Genomic DNA, 16781 nt, shown 5'->3' with positions numbered 1-16781 from the left:
TTTTGGTAAGCACATCGGTGGCTGAAACCGTTCTGGATTCTACGCAGTCCGCGCCACAGACCAGTATTGAATATGATGACTTCACTGAAAGCTTCCTTCGGGCGGTTGGGCGATGTTGGAACCATGATCCGGGCTCGGATGCCGCCGACGTGACCGTTGGGGTGGCATTCAGTCTAAGCCGCGAAGGTCGTGTGCAGGGTAATGAAGTGAGGCTGGTTTCATCAGACGGTGACCAAACTACGACCAATATGGCGTTCGAGGCCGCGCGCCGCGCGATCTTGCGCTGTCAGCGGGGTGGCTATCAGTTGCCCGTGGACAAATATGACGAGTGGAAAGACGTCCTGATCACGTTTGACCCAACCAATATGCGACTAAGATAGGCAAAGACACGCGCAGGTGAGGTGAAACGATTTTTTCCCCCTGCTATGATGACACAAGAACAGGCAAGCTTCGGGCGCGAACCCGGACTGGCGGAGTGAGGCAAAGATGATGAAACGACTTTTGACCCTGGTAATAACGCTCATGTTGGCGGGCCCTGTGTTCGCGCAAAGTGGGCCGTTGCGATTGACGATTACGGATGGTGTGATCGAACCGATCACCTTCGCCGTTCCCAGTTTCGAGGCAGAGACGCCCGCCGCCCAACAAGCCGCCGCCGATATCTCGCGCCTTGTAGTGCAGGATCTGGCCGGGACCGGTTTGTTCCGCGAGGTGCCTGCCACCGCGTTTATCAGCCAGGTCAGTTCATTTGTGCAACCTGTCGCCTTTGCCGATTGGCGTGCCATTAACGCGCAGGCCTTGATTGTGGGTGCTGTCAACGTGAACGGCAATCAGCTGAGTGTGAAATTCCGTCTATACGATGTGTTCTCTGGCCAAGAGCTGGGGCAGGGCCTGCAGTTTGCGGGCACAGCTGATGGCTGGCGCCGGATGGGCCATAAGGTGGCTGATGCCGTCTATAGCCGCATCACGGGTGAGGGCGGTTATTTTGATAGCCGCGTTGTTTTCGTATCCGAAACTGGACCCAAGGATGCCCGTCAGAAGCGCCTTGGTATCATGGACTTTGACGGATCGAACGTGCAGTTCCTGACCGACAGTAGCAGCATTGTGCTTGCGCCACGCTTTTCACCCAATGGTGACCGCGTGCTTTATACCAGCTTTGAGAGCGGCTTTCCCCGGATCAATGTGTTGAACGTTGCCAATGTCGGCCGCCAGCAGTTGCAGACAGCGCCGGGCGAGATGGCCTTTAGCCCCCGCTTTTCCCGCGATGGGCGGCAGGTGATCTACAGCCTGTCTAATGGGGGCAACACCGATATCTACCGCACTGATTTGGGAACCGGGCAACATGTTCGCCTGACATCTGCGCCGTCGATTGAGACAGCGCCCAGCCTGTCCCCGGATGGCAGCCAGATCGTTTTTGAAAGTGACCGCTCTGGTAGTCAGCAGCTTTATATTATGTCCGCAAATGGCGGCGAGGCCCGCCGGATTTCCTTTGGCGAAGGGCGCTATGGCACACCTGTCTGGTCGCCCCGTGGTGATCTGGTGGCCTTTACCAAGCAAAACGCAGGACGTTTCCATATCGGCGTCATGCGTCTTGACGGATCGGAAGAGCGGCTCTTGACCTCATCCTTCCTTGATGAAGGGCCGACCTGGGCGCCAAATGGACGCGTCATCATGTTCAGCCGTGAAACCCAAGGGGCTGCTGGCACGTCGTCGATGTACTCTGTCGATATCTCTGGCCGAAATCTCAAGGCTGTGCCGTTGCAAGGCGGCGCGTCGGATCCTTCATGGGGGCCGTTACAGCCGTAACGATGTGTGATTCCCTAATCGTAAAAGCCGTGCTATGGTGAAAAGAAAGACAGAGCAGTCAGACAAACAGGATGAAACCTATGACAGTTTTTAAGAAAGCGGCGGTCTTGCTTTTGGTGGTGGCGACAGCCGCCTGTACGAACCCGGATCGATTTGGCGGTGGCGCAGATGGCAGTGCAGGCGGTGCCAATGGTGCGGGTCTTGGCGCTGGTGCCGGGGCAGCAGGTTCGGCCAGTGACCCTGCAAGCCCATTATTCTTTAATCAGACCATCGGTGATCGCGTCCTTTTTGCCGTGGACACATCCACAATTACGCCAGAAGGCCAGACAATCCTTGATGGGCAGGCCCAGTGGTTGCTGACCAACGCAGATTACCGCGCCGTCATCGAAGGCCATGCCGATGAGCAGGGTACGCGCGAATACAACCTTGCCCTTGGTCAGCGTCGCGCCAACGCGGTGCGCGAATATCTGGTGTCACGCGGCGTGCCATCGACCCGGCTGCAAGTGACCAGCTTTGGTAAAGAACGCCCAATCGCGGTATGTTCCGAAGAAAGCTGCTACGCTCAAAACCGCCGTGCCGTAACTGTTCTTTCATTCTCAGCCGTAACAAGCTGAGCGGGACCTGAAGGAGCCTATTGATGTTGCACCGTATCGCCGTTGTCTGCGCCATTTTGCTGTCGCCATTACCTGCTGTGGCGCAAGAGGAAACGCTGGCTGACATTCGACAACAACTCACGGTGCTGTTTGTCGATGTGCAGCGGCTCAAGCGTGAACTGTCGACAACGGGCGGTTTGAATGCTGGCATTGCCGGAAACACACCACTTGATCGGTTGAACGCGATCGAGGCGGAGTTGCAGCGCCTGACGTCGAATGCGGAACAGTTGGAGTTTCGGATTAACAGCGTGACCGTTGATGCGGGCAACCGCATTGGCGATCTGAACTTCCGGCTTTGTGAACTGGAAGAAGGATGTGACATTGGCACGCTTGATGACACACCCCTTGGTGGCATCGACACAGGCGCCGTTGTCGGCAACACTGCACCTGTTACACCTAACGACGGACCGGCCCTGGCTATTGGCGAGCAAACGGATATCGAGCGGGCGCAGGGGGCGCTCGCCTCCGGTGACTTTCGCGGCGCCGTTGACCAGCTTACGACCTTTGTCGCGACCTACCCAGGTAGCCCGCTGACCGCTGATGCGAACTATTTGCGTGGTGAAGCCTTGGAGGGGTTGGGCGAAACAACAGATGCTGCCCGTGCTTATCTTGAGGCGTTTTCCGGTGATCCGACGGGGGCAAAGGCACCGGATGCATTGTTCAAGCTGGGCTCATCGCTGGGCAAGATCGGTCAGACACAAGATGCCTGCCTGACCTTGGCAGAAGTAAACGTGCGCTTCCCCGGAAATCCGGCGGTCGCTGATGCACAGGCGGAAATGCAAGCGCTGGGATGCCAGTAAAAGCTGCGGCGGCGGATATTGTAGATCGTTTTCAAGCGGCTCTTACGGATCATTCGCCGTCTGCCAACGTCCGTATCGGCCTTGCGGTGTCGGGCGGCGGCGATTCTGTCGCATTGATGCATCTGGCCGCGCGCCATCTTGATCCTAAACAACTGTATGTCCTGACCGTTGACCATGGGCTTCGCTCGGAAGCCAAGACAGAGATCGCAGAGGTATCAAAACAGGCCGGAGACCTTGGACTGCACCATACTATCGCGGAATGGGGTTGGGACGGTAAAGGCAACCTGCAGGCTGCTGCGCGCGCTGGCCGCTGGGGTGCTATCTATGATTGGGCGATGATGCAGAACATCCGCACGGTATGGATGGGGCATACCGAGGATGATCAGATCGAAACGGTGCTGATGCGGCTGGCCCGTGGCTCTGGTATTGATGGGCTTCGGGCGATGTATCCGCTCACGACACGTGATGGTTTGCAGATCCTGCGCCCGCTTTTGGGCTGCGCCCGTGACGACCTGCGCGCATGGCTGACTGACCATGACATCACGTGGTGTGATGATCCCAGCAATGATGATCCGCGCTTTGAACGGGTCCGCACCCGGCAAATGTTTGCGCAGCTGCAGGCCTTGGGCCTGACACGCAAGCGGCTGTTGCAGACCATTGATCATATGCAAGCCGCCCATACTTCGCTGCAAATGGCAGCGTATGAATTTGCCAGGCAACATGTGCGGCAAGACGCTGGTGATCTGCTTTTTGCGCCAGAGGCGCTTGATCTGGGCAAGGCGGATGCGCCACGCCGCGTCATGGCGGCAGCCTTTGCATGGGTCGGCAACCGGACATATCGTCCGCGGTTTGAGCAATTGTTGGAAACTGTCGCTCAGGCGCGCAAAGGGGCGACTGTCACATTGGGTGGATGCATTATGGCACCATGCGACGGTGGGGTGGTGCGGTTGCTGCGAGAGGCAGCTGCGACCACAGCCACCCGGCACGACGCGGCGAAGGCGGACGCGAAAGGTGTTTTTTGGGACCAGCGCTGGTATCTTGAAGGGCCGCTGGCAGATGAACTGACCTACAAGGCACTGGGCGATGGGATTAAGGACTGCCCGCACTGGCGGCAAAGCGGCATGCCGCGCGCATCGCTTTTGGCCTCTCCTGCGGTCTGGCGGGGAGGCGCGTTGATCGCGGCCCCGCTGGCCGGTTTGTCCAACGGCTGGTCCGCGCGGATTGTCGCGGATTTCCATTCAACGGCGTTTGCCATTGAAGATTAATCTTTCGCCTCTATTTTAGGGGAAACGCTTGTGATGCGACTCTGTCGCTCCTCGTCCCCATTTTGAAGGAGTTTCCCCTTGGGCAACGCGCGTAACATGGTCTTTTGGGTCGTCTTGTTCCTTATGGTTCTGGCGCTGTTCAACCTATTCAGCAGCCCACAGGGCGCCACGAATAGCGAGGCGCGCAGCTATTCTGAATTTGTTGAGGCGGTTGAACTTGGAAACGTGACCGATGTTGTCATAGATGGAGAGAGTGTGCGCTATGTCGAGGCAGGGCGAACCTATTCGACTATCATGCCGCAAGACGCTGAAATCACACAGCTTTTGATTGAATCGGATGTCCCGGTTGAGGCGCGCAGTCAGGAAACATCGGTGTTCCAATCGTTTTTGTTAAGCTTGCTGCCCTTCCTGCTTTTGATCGGTGTCTGGATTTATTTCATGAACCGTATGCAAGGTGGTGGCAAAGGCGGGGCGATGGGTTTTGGCAAATCGCGCGCCAAGCTTTTGACCGAGAAACACGGACGCGTCACATTTGATGACGTGGCCGGTATTGATGAGGCCAAGGAAGAGCTGGAAGAAATCGTGGAATTCCTGCGCAATCCGCAGAAATTCTCGCGACTCGGCGGCAAGATTCCTAAAGGCGCGCTGCTTGTGGGCCCGCCCGGTACAGGTAAAACGCTCCTTGCGCGCGCGATTGCGGGCGAAGCAGGTGTGCCTTTCTTTACCATTTCAGGTTCTGATTTTGTCGAAATGTTCGTCGGTGTGGGTGCGTCGCGCGTGCGCGACATGTTCGAGCAGGCCAAGAAAAATGCGCCGTGTATCGTGTTTATCGACGAGATTGACGCTGTTGGTCGGTCGCGTGGTGTTGGTATTGGCGGCGGCAATGACGAGCGTGAACAAACGCTCAACCAATTGCTGGTCGAGATGGATGGTTTTGAAGCCAATGAAGGTGTGATTATCGTGGCGGCGACCAACCGTCGTGATGTACTTGACCCTGCGCTGTTACGTCCGGGCCGTTTTGACCGTCAGGTGACTGTGCCAAACCCGGATATCAAAGGACGCGAAAAGATTTTGGGCGTGCATGCTCGCAAAATCCCTCTGGGCCCGGATGTAGATCTGCGGATTATCGCACGCGGTTCTCCCGGATTCTCGGGCGCTGATCTGGCAAACCTTGTGAATGAGGCGGCCTTGATGGCCGCGCGTGTCGGGCGACGTTTTGTCACGATGGTGGATTTTGAGTCCGCCAAAGACAAGGTAATGATGGGTGCAGAACGCCGTTCAATGGTCATGACTACCGAACAGAAAGAGATGACCGCCTATCACGAGGCAGGCCACGCGATTGTCGGTATCAGTCTGCCAAAGTGTGACCCGGTCTATAAAGCAACGATCATTCCGCGCGGCGGTGCATTGGGCATGGTGATGAGCCTTCCAGAGATGGACCGTTTGAACATGTTCAAGGACGAATGCCACCAGCGTTTGGCCATGACCATGGCGGGCAAGGCGGCCGAGATCATCAAATATGGTGAAGATCAGGTCAGCAACGGCCCCGCCGGTGACATTCAGCAAGCCAGCCAGCTGGCACGCGCGATGATCCTGCGCTGGGGTATGTCCGATAAAGTGGGCAACATTGACTATTCAGAAGCGCATGAAGGCTACTCTGGCAATACAGCGGGTCTATCGGTTTCGGCCCATACCAAGGAGTTGATCGAGGATGAGGTGCGCGGATTTATCAAACAAGGGTATGATCGCGCGTATCAGATCATTACAGAAAAGAACGAAGAGTTCGAACGTTTGGCCCAAGGCCTTCTTGAGTATGAGACGTTGACCGGTGATGAGATCAAACGCGTTATGGCGGGCGAGCCGTTACATTCTGGCGACGACGCAGATGATACACCGCCATCTGGTGGAACACCGTCCGTGACGGCGATCCCGAAGACGAAACCGAAGAAGCCGCGCACTTCGGATGACGGTGGGATGGAACCGGAACCATCGACATAAGGATGATCAAACGCCGCTCTTTTCAGAGCGGCGTTTTTTTTGGTGTATTCGCGCATTGAAGCGCATGCAGCACTGACCTAAGCATAACGCATCATCATTAAGGAGTGCGCGATGCCCGCATTAAAGCCAACGGATATCATTGGTGAAGTCATCTGGATCGGCCATGTCGCCGACAGGGATGCATCTTTGCGATCATCGCCGGTACAAGAGGCGAAACTTACCTACGCAGGCATGCCGGATGAAGCACATGGCGGTTTGACGCGCGCATCCTGTGCCAGGGTCACAAGCCAGCACCCGCGTGATACAGAAATTCGCAACGTCCGACAGCTTTCGATTGTGTCAGCAGAGGAACTGGCCGAGATCGCTGCTGACTGCGGTTTGGAAAAGCTGGACCCCGCATTGGTTGGGGCGTCAATGGTCATTGCGGGTATTCCCGATTTTACGCATCTGCCGCCCTCGTCCCGCCTGCAACTTCCCGACGGGGCCACTTTGGTGATCGATATGGAAAATCGCCCCTGTCACCTGCCTGCTAAGCCGATCAATGCAGATCATCCAGGGGCGGGCGACAAGTTCAAACTTGCGGCCAAGGGCAAACGTGGTGTCACAGCCTGGGTCGAACGCGAAGGGCGCACGCGTGTCGGCGATGTCGTGCGTTTGCATGTCCCCGACCAACGCGCATGGGCCCCTTAGGTTTCCCATCCGACACAAAGCCCGCGCACCCCGCCGATTCCGGCGGTGAAAATGTCGCAATCACGGTGCATGTCAGGATATCCAGCCGCTAGAAGCGATAATGAACAAGAACGGCATTTGCCATGCTCAGGGAAGTCTCTCATGGAATACAAGTCAGATATCGAGATCGCGCGCGGCGCGCAAAAGCGACCAATTCAGGAAATTGGCGCGAAGCTGGGCATCGATAGCGATGACCTGCTACCCTACGGCCACGACAAGGCGAAGGTCAGTCAGCGGCTGATCGACAGCGTGCAGGATCGGAAAGATGGTAAGCTGATCCTTGTCACCGCGATCAACCCGACGCCTGCAGGTGAGGGTAAGACAACGACAACCGTTGGTTTGGGCGATGGCCTGAACGCGATTGGCAAGAATGCGGCAATTTGTATTCGTGAAGCCTCACTTGGTCCCTGCTTTGGTATGAAAGGCGGGGCCGCTGGTGGTGGTTACGCTCAAGTTGTGCCGATGGAAGACATGAACTTGCATTTCACGGGTGACTTCCACGCGATTACGTCTGCGCATAATCTGCTTTCCGCGATGATCGATAACCACATCTATTGGGGCAATGCGCTTGAGATCGACATCCGCCGCGTGGCCTGGCGTCGTGTGTTGGACATGAACGACCGCGCGCTGCGCCAGATCACGGCGTCTTTGGGCGGTGTGGCCAATGGTTTCCCGCGTGAGGCTGGTTTTGACATCACCGTGGCGTCAGAGGTCATGGCAATCTTGTGCTTGGCCCGCAATCTGGACGATCTGCAAAAGCGTCTTGGCGACATCATCGTGGCTTATCGCCGCGACCGCAGCCCGGTTTATTGCCGCGATATCAAGGCTGATGGCGCGATGACCGTGCTGTTGAAAGATGCGATGCAGCCGAATCTTGTGCAAACCTTGGAAAACAACCCGGCCTTTGTGCACGGTGGCCCGTTTGCGAACATTGCGCACGGCTGTAACTCTGTGACCGCGACAACCACTGCGCTGAAATTGGCAGATTACGTTGTAACGGAAGCTGGTTTTGGCGCTGATCTGGGTGCCGAGAAGTTCATGAACATCAAATGCCGCAAGGCAGACCTCGCGCCATCTTGTGTTGTCGTTGTGGCGACTGTGCGGGCGATGAAGATGAACGGCGGTGTGGGCAAGGCTGATCTGGGTGCCGAGAATGTAGATGCCGTAAACGCCGGTTGTCCGAACCTCGGCCGTCACATTGAAAATGTGAAGAGCTTTGGTGTGCCTGTTGTCGTGGCGATCAATCACTTCGTGACCGATACGGATGCCGAAGTGGCCGCCGTCAAAGCCTATGTTGAAACCCAAGGGTCCGAAGCGATCCTGTGCAAGCACTGGGCTTTGGGGTCTGAAGGCACCACTGAGTTAGCTACCCGCGTGGCGCAGATCGCAGATGCGGATGAGGCGAATTTCTCTCCGATCTACCCCGATGACATGAGCTTGTTTGATAAGATCGACACAATTGCGAAGCGTATTTATCGTGCGGATGAGGTGATTGCGGATAGCAAAATCCGCGATCAACTCAAAAAATGGGAAGAGCAAGGTTATGGCGATCTGCCGGTCTGTATGGCCAAGACGCAGTATAGCTTCTCGACCGATCCGACATTGCGCGGTGCGCCGACCGGGCATGCTGTGCCCGTGCGTGAAGTGCGCCTGAGTGCGGGGGCCGGTTTCATTGTAGCAATCTGCGGTGAAATCATGACGATGCCGGGCTTGCCGCGCGTACCATCTGCAGAGCAGATCATGCTCAATGATGCAGGCGAGATCGAAGGCTTGTTTTAAGCGATACGGGCGGGACGACGTCCCGCCGCCCTCCCATCTGCGCTCTGCGCGGATGTATTTTGAACATGAGAAGATGACAATGACAGCGACAGTGATTGATGGAAAAGCCTTTGCGGCAAAGGTGCGTGCTGAAGTGGCCAAAGGTGTAGCCAAGCTCAAAGAAGAGCAGGGGATTACTCCGGGGTTGGCTGTTGTCTTGGTTGGAGAAGACCCCGCCAGTCAGGTTTATGTCCGTTCTAAGGGCAAGATGACCGTTGAAGTTGGTATGAATTCCATTGAGCACAAGCTGGATGTAGACACTTCTGAAGCGGATCTGTTGGCATTGATTGCGCAGCTGAACTCTGATCCAGAAATCCATGGAATTTTGGTACAGCTGCCGTTGCCCGACCATCTTGATAGTGATCTGGTGATCAACAGCATTGATCCGGCCAAGGATGTGGACGGGTTTCATATCTCAAACGTGGGTTTGCTGGGCACGGGGCAAAAGAGCATGGTGCCCTGCACGCCCTTGGGCAGCTTGATGATGCTGCGCGATCATCATGGGTCTTTGTCTGGGATGAATGCAGTCGTGATCGGCCGCTCAAACATCGTAGGCAAACCGATGGCACAGTTGTTGTTGGGTGATAGTTGCACAGTGACCATTGCCCATAGCCGTACAAAGGATTTGCCCGATGTCGTCCGTCAGGCCGACATCGTTGTCGCGGCTGTCGGTCGTCCGCAGATGGTCCAAGGCGACTGGATCAAGCCGGGGGCCACTGTCATTGACGTGGGCATCAACCGGATTGAAAAGCCCGAGGGTGGTACGCGTTTGGTCGGTGATGCGGATTACGACAGTTGTGCTGCGGTTGCTGGTGCGATCACGCCTGTACCGGGTGGTGTCGGTCCGATGACCATAGCCTGCCTGCTGGCCAATACTTTGACCGCTTGCTGCCGTGCAAACGGACTGTCCGAGCCTGAGGGTCTAACGGCCTAGGGAAGCGGCACAGGGATCGCTTTTTGTCCTGTCATAATTGCGATTGTTCGTGCACCAAAGAGCTTGCGTAAATCTGGTGCATGGCTGGCCAAGCCACCTGTATAGGCGCCATAGGCGGGCATGATGAGCCGCTGATCGTCATAAAGAAATGCGGGGCGGCTGCGCCCTGTAACGCGATGTTTGGGATGATAGTGTCCTGAAATTTCGGCCACTTCAGGTGTGGCGATGTGGCGAAAGGTCAGTGTGCCAATCGTAATCTCACTGCGGTGTGTCCCGCCCAGATCAATCGGGCCTGGGTCGTGGTTGCCTTCAATCCAGACCCAGGTTTTGCCAGCTTGCAATCGCGCCAGCCAAAGCCGCATGTCTTCATCAAGGCTTCCTGCTGCATCCAGATCATCAAAGCTGTCACCAAGGCAGATGACCTGAGCAGGGTTTGTCGCGGCGATATCCGTTTCCAGTTTTTGCAATGTTTCAACCACCTCATAAGGGGGCAGCATGACACCGCTGCGCCGCGCGATTCGTTCGGATTTGCCCAAATGCAGGTCTGAGACGCAAAGCACATCGTGTGCGGGCAGATGCAACGCGCCCGTTGGCAATGCGACGCACGCCGTATTACAAAAATTAAAATGATATGCGTTCATGCTCTGTTCTTGGCGTAGCACGCGTGGCAGATCAAGGCTCAAAGTGAGGCGACGCGCGCCTCTTCCATCAGACGGGCGGCTTGTTCTTCCAACAGGCGGTCTTGACCTGCGCCCGCCACGGCGATGCGCCCTTGTTCAAGAAACATCGGCAGCGACAAAGGCGTAACGCGATCAAGTTTCACATGGTCAATCTGGCCTGCGGTACGGCTCAGCATTTCCTCAATCCGCCCAAAATCAACGAGGCCGCGCATCGCCTCTTCTCGTGTGATCCGCATCATCAGGTGATCAGGGTCATATTTTGACAGCGTGTCATACAGAATGTCGGAAGAGAACGTCGCCTGCCGCCCGCTTTTGCGCGCTTGCGGCAGGTTACGCTCGATCAACCCAGCAATCGTGGCCGCGCCGCGAAAGGTTTTCTTCATCACTGCATTCCCTGAAAGCCAGGTTTCAAAATCGGCGCGCATGTTGTCAGGTTGAAACAGCGGTGCCGGGTCATCAACCGGGTCCAGCCCCCAGACCAGCGTGGCGTAATCTGTGGCCACAAAACCCATCGGGTGGAGGTTCAGTTCTTCCATCCGCTGTGTCACCAGCATGCCCAGTGTTTGCATCGCATTGCGCCCGGCAAACCCGTAGGCGCAAATATGGTGACGGCTTTCGTGTGGGAAGGTTTCAACCAAAATACGGTCTGCCTCGGGCAGTTTTGAATGTTGGCGCTGTAGCCCGAGCCATTCGGCCGTATGCGCTGGCAGTTCGGGCCATTCTGGTTGGTCGAACATTCGTAGGATGCGCTGGGACAACTGTGTTGAGTTGGCGAATTTGGTGCCCATGAAGGTCGCGATTTTTGGGGTTTTGTCGCCGCGTCGGGAAACCTCAACCGTCATCTCTTTGAGGTTTTCGTATCGTACCACTTGGCCGCCGATCAGGAAGGTATCGCCGGGGGTGAGGGTGGCGGCAAAGGCCTCTTCCACCTCGCCCAGCGGTTTGAAATTGCCCTTCATGCGGACCTTCAGCGTGTCGGTATCCTGGATGGTCCCTATATTCATACGGATGCGCTGCGCGGCGCGCGGGTCGCGCAACTGCCATTGCTCATCGGCGGTTTGCAACAGCCGTTTCCACTTGTCATAGGCGCGCAGCGCATAGCCGCCAGTTGCGCAGAAATCGAGGCAGTCATCAAAAGCCGCGCGAGACAGTGTGCGATAGGCGCCGACGGTTTTGATTTCTTGATAAAGCTGATTGGCATCAAATGGCCCGGCGCAGGCGGTGATCAGGATATGTTGGCACAGCACGTCGCGTGGGCCGGGGCCCTTGGGGTCCCCATCCAGGTCATGCTCTTTGACAGCCTCTAAGGCGGCGACGCATTCGACAACTTCGAAACGGTTGGCCGGAACCAAGAGAGCCTTGGAGGGTGCGTTGTAGCGGTGATTGGCGCGCCCAATCCGTTGCACCAGACGTTTGACGTTCTTTGGCGCGCCGACTTGAATGACCAGATCGACATCACCCCAGTCGATGCCAAGATCAAGCGAGCCAGTACAAACGATGGCGCGCAAATCACCGGTGACCATGGCCGCTTCGACCCTTTCACGTTGTTCACGGGAGAGGCTGCCGTGGTGGATGCCGATGGGCAAGTCATCGGTGTTTGCCAGCCAAAGATTGTGAAAGAAAATCTCTGCCTGGGCGCGGGTGTTGTGGAAGATGAGGGTGGTCTTGTGCTTTTTGACCTCATCCAGCACAGCAGGGATCGCATATTTTGCACCGCCGCCAGCCCAGGGCGGTTTTTCTTGCGTGATCAGCATCTGAATATCGGGGTCGGGTCCCGGATCGGCGTGAATGATTGCGCAAGGGTCGGGATGACGGGCGAGTTCGGATGCGATGGCGTCGGGGTCCTCCACGGTGGCGGACAGCCCCACGCGCCGCAAATCAGGGGCGAGTGTTTGAAGACGGCTGAGGGCCAGCATGAGTTGGTCGCCGCGTTTACTTTCGGCGAGAGCGTGGATTTCATCGACGATGATGCGTTGCAAGCCCTTGAAAATATGCGGAGCATCTTCATAGCTGGTCAACAGGGCCAATGATTCAGGCGTGGTCAGCAAGATATGGGGTGGGTCGGCACGTTGGCGGCGTTTTTGGGTGTACGAGGTATCACCGGTGCGGTCTTCGATACGGATGGGCAGGTCCATCTCGGCCACCGGGGTGCGCAGGTTGCGTTTAATATCGGCGGCGAGGGCCTTGAGCGGGGAGACATAGAGGGTGTGCAGCCCATCATGTTGCCGGTTTGCGAGTTCAATGAGAGAGGGTAGAAACCCAGCGAGGGTTTTCCCGCCGCCCGTGGGGGCGATGAGCATCAGCGCAGGTGCGGCTGCCTGATCCAGCATCTGTTGCTGGTGCGGGTGAATGGCCCAGCCGCGCGATGCGAACCAATCCTGAAACAAGGGGGGCAGGGGTGTCATGTGCTTAAATTGCGCCGCATGTAAGGTGGGTCAAGACCCACCTTACGGTTTGCGCCGTGGTTTGAGTCCACGAATGGCAGATTGGACGGCAAGGGGCAGGGTGATATCATCATCAGGTGCGATATCGAGTGCTGAGCCCACATCCTTGACAAGAATGCCTATGGTATTCTCCGGCGCATAGCCATCGCGCGCGAACTCGATTTCATCAAACCCGGAGGCGAACCAGTTTTGCCCTGACGCAGTATTGATCAATGCAAGTAGCCTGCTTTCATCCACGCCTTCGGCATTGGCCCAATCCAACACCAGCCGTGTCATTGCGGTATGAGAGGCTGCGAGGAGATTGTTGAGAACTTTCGCCGTCATGCCTGCGCCGAAGCCCCCCATCTGATGTATTTGGCTCCCCATGGCTTGCAGTAAAGGTGTGACTTGATCCGCCGGCCCGCCGGTCATGAAAGTCAATGTGCCCGCATCAGCCTTGATTTGCGCGCCTGACATCGGCGCATCGATCAAGGTGATGTGTTCTGGAACACGATCACGTAAGCCTTTGACATATATTGGAGAAAGCGTAGAGCAGATAATAATCTGTTTGAGGTGCGCCGCCCGCGTCACCACCGCCTGATCATCAAAAAGAAGCGCATCCGTTTCAGCAATATCCCGCACAACGGTGATCAGCGTGGTCAGCCCATCGACAAATGTCGCGACATTGGTGCCAACATCTGACAAGGGGCGCACATCAAACCCGCGCGCGTTAAACCCGGCCTGTTGCAGGTTACGCAGCATGCCCATCCCCATCCGGCCACAGCCCGCCACGCCAATGATATCGGCCATCCATCCCTCCAACGAAAAAGGCTTCCCACAGGGTAGAGGGAAGCCTTGGTCTTGGGAATGTCGAAAGCGATTAGTGGATAATCTCTTCTTCCTTTACGAACATGTTGGCCCATGCGCGGTCAATCAACTCTGGTGACATTTGATAGGGGATGCCTTCAAATTCACAGATAGAGATCATCTGGTCGATGAGGAAGATCGGCTGATAGTTTGCATAGACATTGTCGATTTCGGGGTAGCGCACGTTCAGAAGGTGGACGAGCGTGTCTTCATCCAGCGGCATCTTGCGTTTGCGCGCGACCATGGCAAAGATTTTGAGGTAGTCTTCCTGGTTCGGACCATCAATCTTGATCTTGTAGAAGATACGACGCAGGGCCGCCTTATCGAAGATCGCGTTGGGGTGGAAGTTGGTTGAAAAGACGACGAGCGTATCAAACGGCACTTCGAATTTCTCACCCGATTGCAGCGCCAGAATATCCTTGTTTTCTTCCAGCGGAACAATCCAGCGGTTTACAAGGGTCTGCGGCGGTTCTTGCTGACGGCCAAGGTCGTCCACGATGAAGATGCCGCCAGTTGATTTCAGCTGCAACGGTGCCTGATAGGTTCGGGCGGTTGGGTTATAGACAAGGTCCAGCATCGAGAGTGAGAGTTCACCACCGGTGATTACCGTTGGACGCTCGCAGCGCACGTAACGGGTATCAAAGCGGCCAGAGGTACGGCGCAAGCTGTTGGGATCATCCACATCATCTTCGGCAGCACTGTGTACGATGGGGTCATAAACGGTGATCACCTGACCAGAGTATTCGATGGCGCGGGGCACATAGATCTTATCACCCAAGGCATCACGGATGCCGTTCGAGATCGAGGATTTACCATTGCCGGGTGGGCCATACATCAGGATCGAACGACCGGCACTGACCGCGGGGCCCAGGTTGCCCAGCAAATCATCTGGCAGGATCAGGTGACCCATCGCCGTTTGCAGTTGGTCACGGGTCAATTGGATGTTGCGGATGGACTGACGTTGAATTTGCTGGCGGTAGATATCAAGCGGGACGGGCATCGCGCCGTAGTATTCTGACTGGCCCAATGCATCCAATGCACGGGCACGGCCGGCGTCTGTTAATTGATAACCCATCTCATTGCCGTTGTTGGCGTTCAGGGTACCCGTCGCTTCCAGCAGAAGCTGGCCGCGGGCCATATCGACAAGTTCTTGTGTCACCGGGATCGGCAGGCAAATCGCACGACTGATGGTCGAGACCAAATCAAGGTTCATACGGAACATGGTTTTGATAAGAATATCGCGCATCATGGCGAGTGGCAAAAGCATGCCTTCGATGCTACGCGGCGCGGGTGGCGCCATTACACTGTTTGTTTGCACGTTCATATCAAGTCTCGCCCATTACAAAAAATACCGTGACCGCAGACTCGGCCCCTGTTCATTTAAAGTTTAACAGTAACTATGGCAAAATAGTGAATAAAGATGTTCCTGTCCAAGGCATTGCATCTTTTTCTCAGAGGTAAACCGCGGCAAATACCAGATATAGTAGGAGTGTCATGCTAAGCGGGAAACCCTTTGGGAAATACCTGCCTGCATTCCAGCTTTTCCATTCGCTGACGGGGCGCTTAAGTGGTGTCAGACGGAACAGCGTATGAACGATCAATGCCCCAATCAGGCTTGATGCGAAGATGCGCAGGATTACAGCGATATCTGCCATCATGAAAAACGGGGCCATCGCCGCAATCAGTTTTGCATCGCCCCCGCCCATAAGGCGCAACGCCCAAAGCGCCATGCAGATGACCAAAGCGATAGGGAAATGTAACCACTGCCACAGGTACATTTCCCAGCCGAACGCGAATGGACCCAGTATCCCGTAGGCGATCATCACGACGATCACCGAGTTGTTGGTGATCTTCATATCGCGCATGTCATTCCACGAAATGAATAACGCAATCGGGATGACCGCTGGCAGGAACCAATAGGCGGCTTCGGCTGTGATACCCATCCGGGGTTAGTTCACAGCGTTGTTTTCAAGAGCTTCCAATGCACGTACGGCTTCCTCAAAATAGCGTGGGTGCGTATTAATCGCATCGTTCAGAAGCGATTTGCCAATCGTGATATCATTCTGCTTGATCGCGGCCAGCGCCATTGTGTGCATCAACTGCGCTCGTTCCACTTGTGTCATCGGCACAACAGGAATTGTATAGTTTCGTTGCGCACCGCGCGCCAAGACAAGGTTGTTTTTTGCCGTGAACATATTGCTGTTGAAACGTAGCGCATCAGTGAACATGCGTTCTGCCTCTGCATATTCGCCACGGGTCAGCTTGGAAAATCCCCAGTTGTTGTAGACTGTGGCTGGGCGGGTCGTCAGGCCCACGGCCGTTTCATAAAAGCTGTCAGCCTTGTCCCATTGCTGACGACTGTCTGCGACCATCGCCTCAAGCCGGTAGCGTTTGAAGGTCTCATAGGTCGGCGGGATGGTGTTGAGTGTTGCTGCCGCATCATCCCATGCGTTCGCACGGACAAAGGCATCGGCCAGATCCACACGGTCTGTGTCTGTGGCTTCCTCATGGGCGACAACCGTCTGCCATGCCGTAACGGCGTCGTTTGTCCGTTTTGCGCGTACCAGCGATTTCGCCAGACCACGTTGAAGGTCAATCCGGCCGGGATCATTCGCATTGGCATTTGCAAAGTACCGGACCGCCTCATTAGGGTCGCCAACGGTCAGCATCACATCGTTGAGGTTGCTTTCATCGACGACGTTAATATCTTGCAGGGCACGTTCGACCTGCTCTTCGCCGGATTCTTCACATGCGGACAAGCCAATGGCCGCCGCACAAAGCGTCAGAAAAATGGGGTGGCGCATGTTTTGC

Annotated in this window: 15 protein-coding genes; 9 read left to right on the top strand and 6 right to left on the bottom strand. The window is 56.0% G+C overall.

Annotated elements, in window-relative coordinates:
- Positions 1–17 precede the first annotated feature (17 nt).
- The 9 genes from tolA to folD all read left to right on the top strand — a co-directional run bounded on the left by tolA (position 18) and on the right by folD (position 10000).
- A complete protein-coding gene (gene tolA / locus BC777_RS08110) occupies positions 18–380 on the top strand; it encodes a cell envelope integrity protein TolA (RefSeq protein ID WP_211095338.1) in 363 nt (120 codons plus the stop codon).
- A gap of 106 nt (positions 381–486) precedes the next feature.
- Positions 487–1803, top strand: a complete 1317-nt coding sequence (gene tolB / locus BC777_RS08105; RefSeq protein ID WP_100367573.1) for a Tol-Pal system beta propeller repeat protein TolB — start codon at positions 487–489, stop codon at positions 1801–1803.
- An 80-nt stretch (positions 1804–1883) separates the two neighbouring features.
- Positions 1884–2417 (top strand): peptidoglycan-associated lipoprotein Pal, encoded by a 534-nt coding sequence (gene pal, locus BC777_RS08100; RefSeq protein WP_100367572.1) that lies wholly within the window; start codon positions 1884–1886, stop codon positions 2415–2417.
- A 23-nt stretch (positions 2418–2440) separates the two neighbouring features.
- On the top strand, positions 2441–3256 hold the full coding sequence (ybgF, locus tag BC777_RS08095; protein WP_100367571.1) for a tol-pal system protein YbgF: 816 nt from the start codon (positions 2441–2443) through the stop codon (positions 3254–3256).
- Positions 3247–4521: a tRNA lysidine(34) synthetase TilS gene (tilS, locus tag BC777_RS08090; RefSeq protein ID WP_100367570.1), complete on the top strand. Its 1275-nt coding sequence runs from the start codon at positions 3247–3249 to the stop codon at positions 4519–4521. The genes ybgF and tilS overlap by 10 nt, the downstream gene beginning before the upstream one ends.
- 78 nt (positions 4522–4599) lie before the next feature.
- A complete protein-coding gene (ftsH, locus tag BC777_RS08085; RefSeq protein WP_446001708.1) occupies positions 4600–6519 on the top strand; it encodes an ATP-dependent zinc metalloprotease FtsH in 1920 nt (639 codons plus the stop codon).
- 111 nt (positions 6520–6630) lie between these two features.
- On the top strand, positions 6631–7209 hold the full coding sequence (locus tag BC777_RS08080; protein WP_100367568.1) for an MOSC domain-containing protein: 579 nt from the start codon (positions 6631–6633) through the stop codon (positions 7207–7209).
- 141 nt (positions 7210–7350) lie between these two features.
- Complete coding sequence (locus BC777_RS08075) at positions 7351–9027, top strand: formate--tetrahydrofolate ligase (RefSeq protein WP_100367567.1); 1677 nt, start codon at positions 7351–7353, stop codon at positions 9025–9027.
- A gap of 79 nt (positions 9028–9106) precedes the next feature.
- Positions 9107–10000, top strand: coding sequence for a bifunctional methylenetetrahydrofolate dehydrogenase/methenyltetrahydrofolate cyclohydrolase FolD (folD, locus tag BC777_RS08070; RefSeq protein WP_100367566.1), 894 nt, complete (start codon positions 9107–9109; stop codon positions 9998–10000).
- Here folD and pdeM read toward each other — a convergent pair.
- The 6 genes from pdeM to BC777_RS08040 form a co-directional block, all read right to left on the bottom strand.
- Positions 9997–10641: a ligase-associated DNA damage response endonuclease PdeM gene (gene pdeM, locus BC777_RS08065; RefSeq protein ID WP_100368059.1), complete on the bottom strand. Its 645-nt coding sequence runs from the start codon at positions 10639–10641 to the stop codon at positions 9997–9999. The two genes, folD and pdeM, sit on opposite strands and share 4 nt — an antisense overlap.
- Before the next feature lie 38 nt (positions 10642–10679).
- The gene (locus BC777_RS08060) at positions 10680–13085 is read right to left on the bottom strand and encodes a ligase-associated DNA damage response DEXH box helicase (RefSeq protein WP_100367565.1); all 2406 of its coding nucleotides are present in this window, start codon (positions 13083–13085) and stop codon (positions 10680–10682) included.
- A 42-nt stretch (positions 13086–13127) separates the two neighbouring features.
- The gene (locus BC777_RS08055) at positions 13128–13913 is read right to left on the bottom strand and encodes an NAD(P)-dependent oxidoreductase (RefSeq protein WP_100367564.1); all 786 of its coding nucleotides are present in this window, start codon (positions 13911–13913) and stop codon (positions 13128–13130) included.
- A 70-nt stretch (positions 13914–13983) separates the two neighbouring features.
- Positions 13984–15294 (bottom strand): DUF8689 domain-containing protein, encoded by a 1311-nt coding sequence (locus BC777_RS08050; protein ID WP_100367563.1) that lies wholly within the window; start codon positions 15292–15294, stop codon positions 13984–13986.
- A gap of 127 nt (positions 15295–15421) precedes the next feature.
- On the bottom strand, positions 15422–15913 hold the full coding sequence (locus tag BC777_RS08045; protein WP_100367562.1) for a prepilin peptidase: 492 nt from the start codon (positions 15911–15913) through the stop codon (positions 15422–15424).
- 6 nt (positions 15914–15919) lie between these two features.
- Positions 15920–16774, bottom strand: coding sequence for a tetratricopeptide repeat protein (locus tag BC777_RS08040; RefSeq protein ID WP_100367561.1), 855 nt, complete (start codon positions 16772–16774; stop codon positions 15920–15922).
- Positions 16775–16781 lie beyond the last annotated feature (7 nt).

This window comes from Yoonia maricola, assembly GCF_002797915.1.
Classification (GTDB): Bacteria; Pseudomonadota; Alphaproteobacteria; order Rhodobacterales; family Rhodobacteraceae; genus Yoonia; species Yoonia maricola.
The sequence above is the reverse complement of the archived record's forward strand: the minus strand, read 5'-3'. Positions and strand labels throughout refer to the sequence as shown.

Coding starts and splice junctions, on each gene's coding strand:
- pdeM (WP_100368059.1), bottom strand. CDS start 10,641: ATGAACGCATATCATTTTAATTTTTGTAATACGGCGTGCGTCGCATTG.
- ybgF (WP_100367571.1), top strand. CDS start 2,441: ATGTTGCACCGTATCGCCGTTGTCTGCGCCATTTTGCTGTCGCCATTA.
- BC777_RS08045 (WP_100367562.1), bottom strand. CDS start 15,913: ATGGGTATCACAGCCGAAGCCGCCTATTGGTTCCTGCCAGCGGTCATC.
- pal (WP_100367572.1), top strand. CDS start 1,884: ATGACAGTTTTTAAGAAAGCGGCGGTCTTGCTTTTGGTGGTGGCGACA.
- BC777_RS08050 (WP_100367563.1), bottom strand. CDS start 15,294: ATGAACGTGCAAACAAACAGTGTAATGGCGCCACCCGCGCCGCGTAGC.
- tilS (WP_100367570.1), top strand. CDS start 3,247: ATGCCAGTAAAAGCTGCGGCGGCGGATATTGTAGATCGTTTTCAAGCG.
- folD (WP_100367566.1), top strand. CDS start 9,107: ATGACAGCGACAGTGATTGATGGAAAAGCCTTTGCGGCAAAGGTGCGT.
- BC777_RS08080 (WP_100367568.1), top strand. CDS start 6,631: ATGCCCGCATTAAAGCCAACGGATATCATTGGTGAAGTCATCTGGATC.
- BC777_RS08075 (WP_100367567.1), top strand. CDS start 7,351: ATGGAATACAAGTCAGATATCGAGATCGCGCGCGGCGCGCAAAAGCGA.
- BC777_RS08060 (WP_100367565.1), bottom strand. CDS start 13,085: ATGACACCCCTGCCCCCCTTGTTTCAGGATTGGTTCGCATCGCGCGGC.
- BC777_RS08055 (WP_100367564.1), bottom strand. CDS start 13,913: ATGGCCGATATCATTGGCGTGGCGGGCTGTGGCCGGATGGGGATGGGC.
- tolB (WP_100367573.1), top strand. CDS start 487: ATGATGAAACGACTTTTGACCCTGGTAATAACGCTCATGTTGGCGGGC.
- BC777_RS08040 (WP_100367561.1), bottom strand. CDS start 16,774: ATGCGCCACCCCATTTTTCTGACGCTTTGTGCGGCGGCCATTGGCTTG.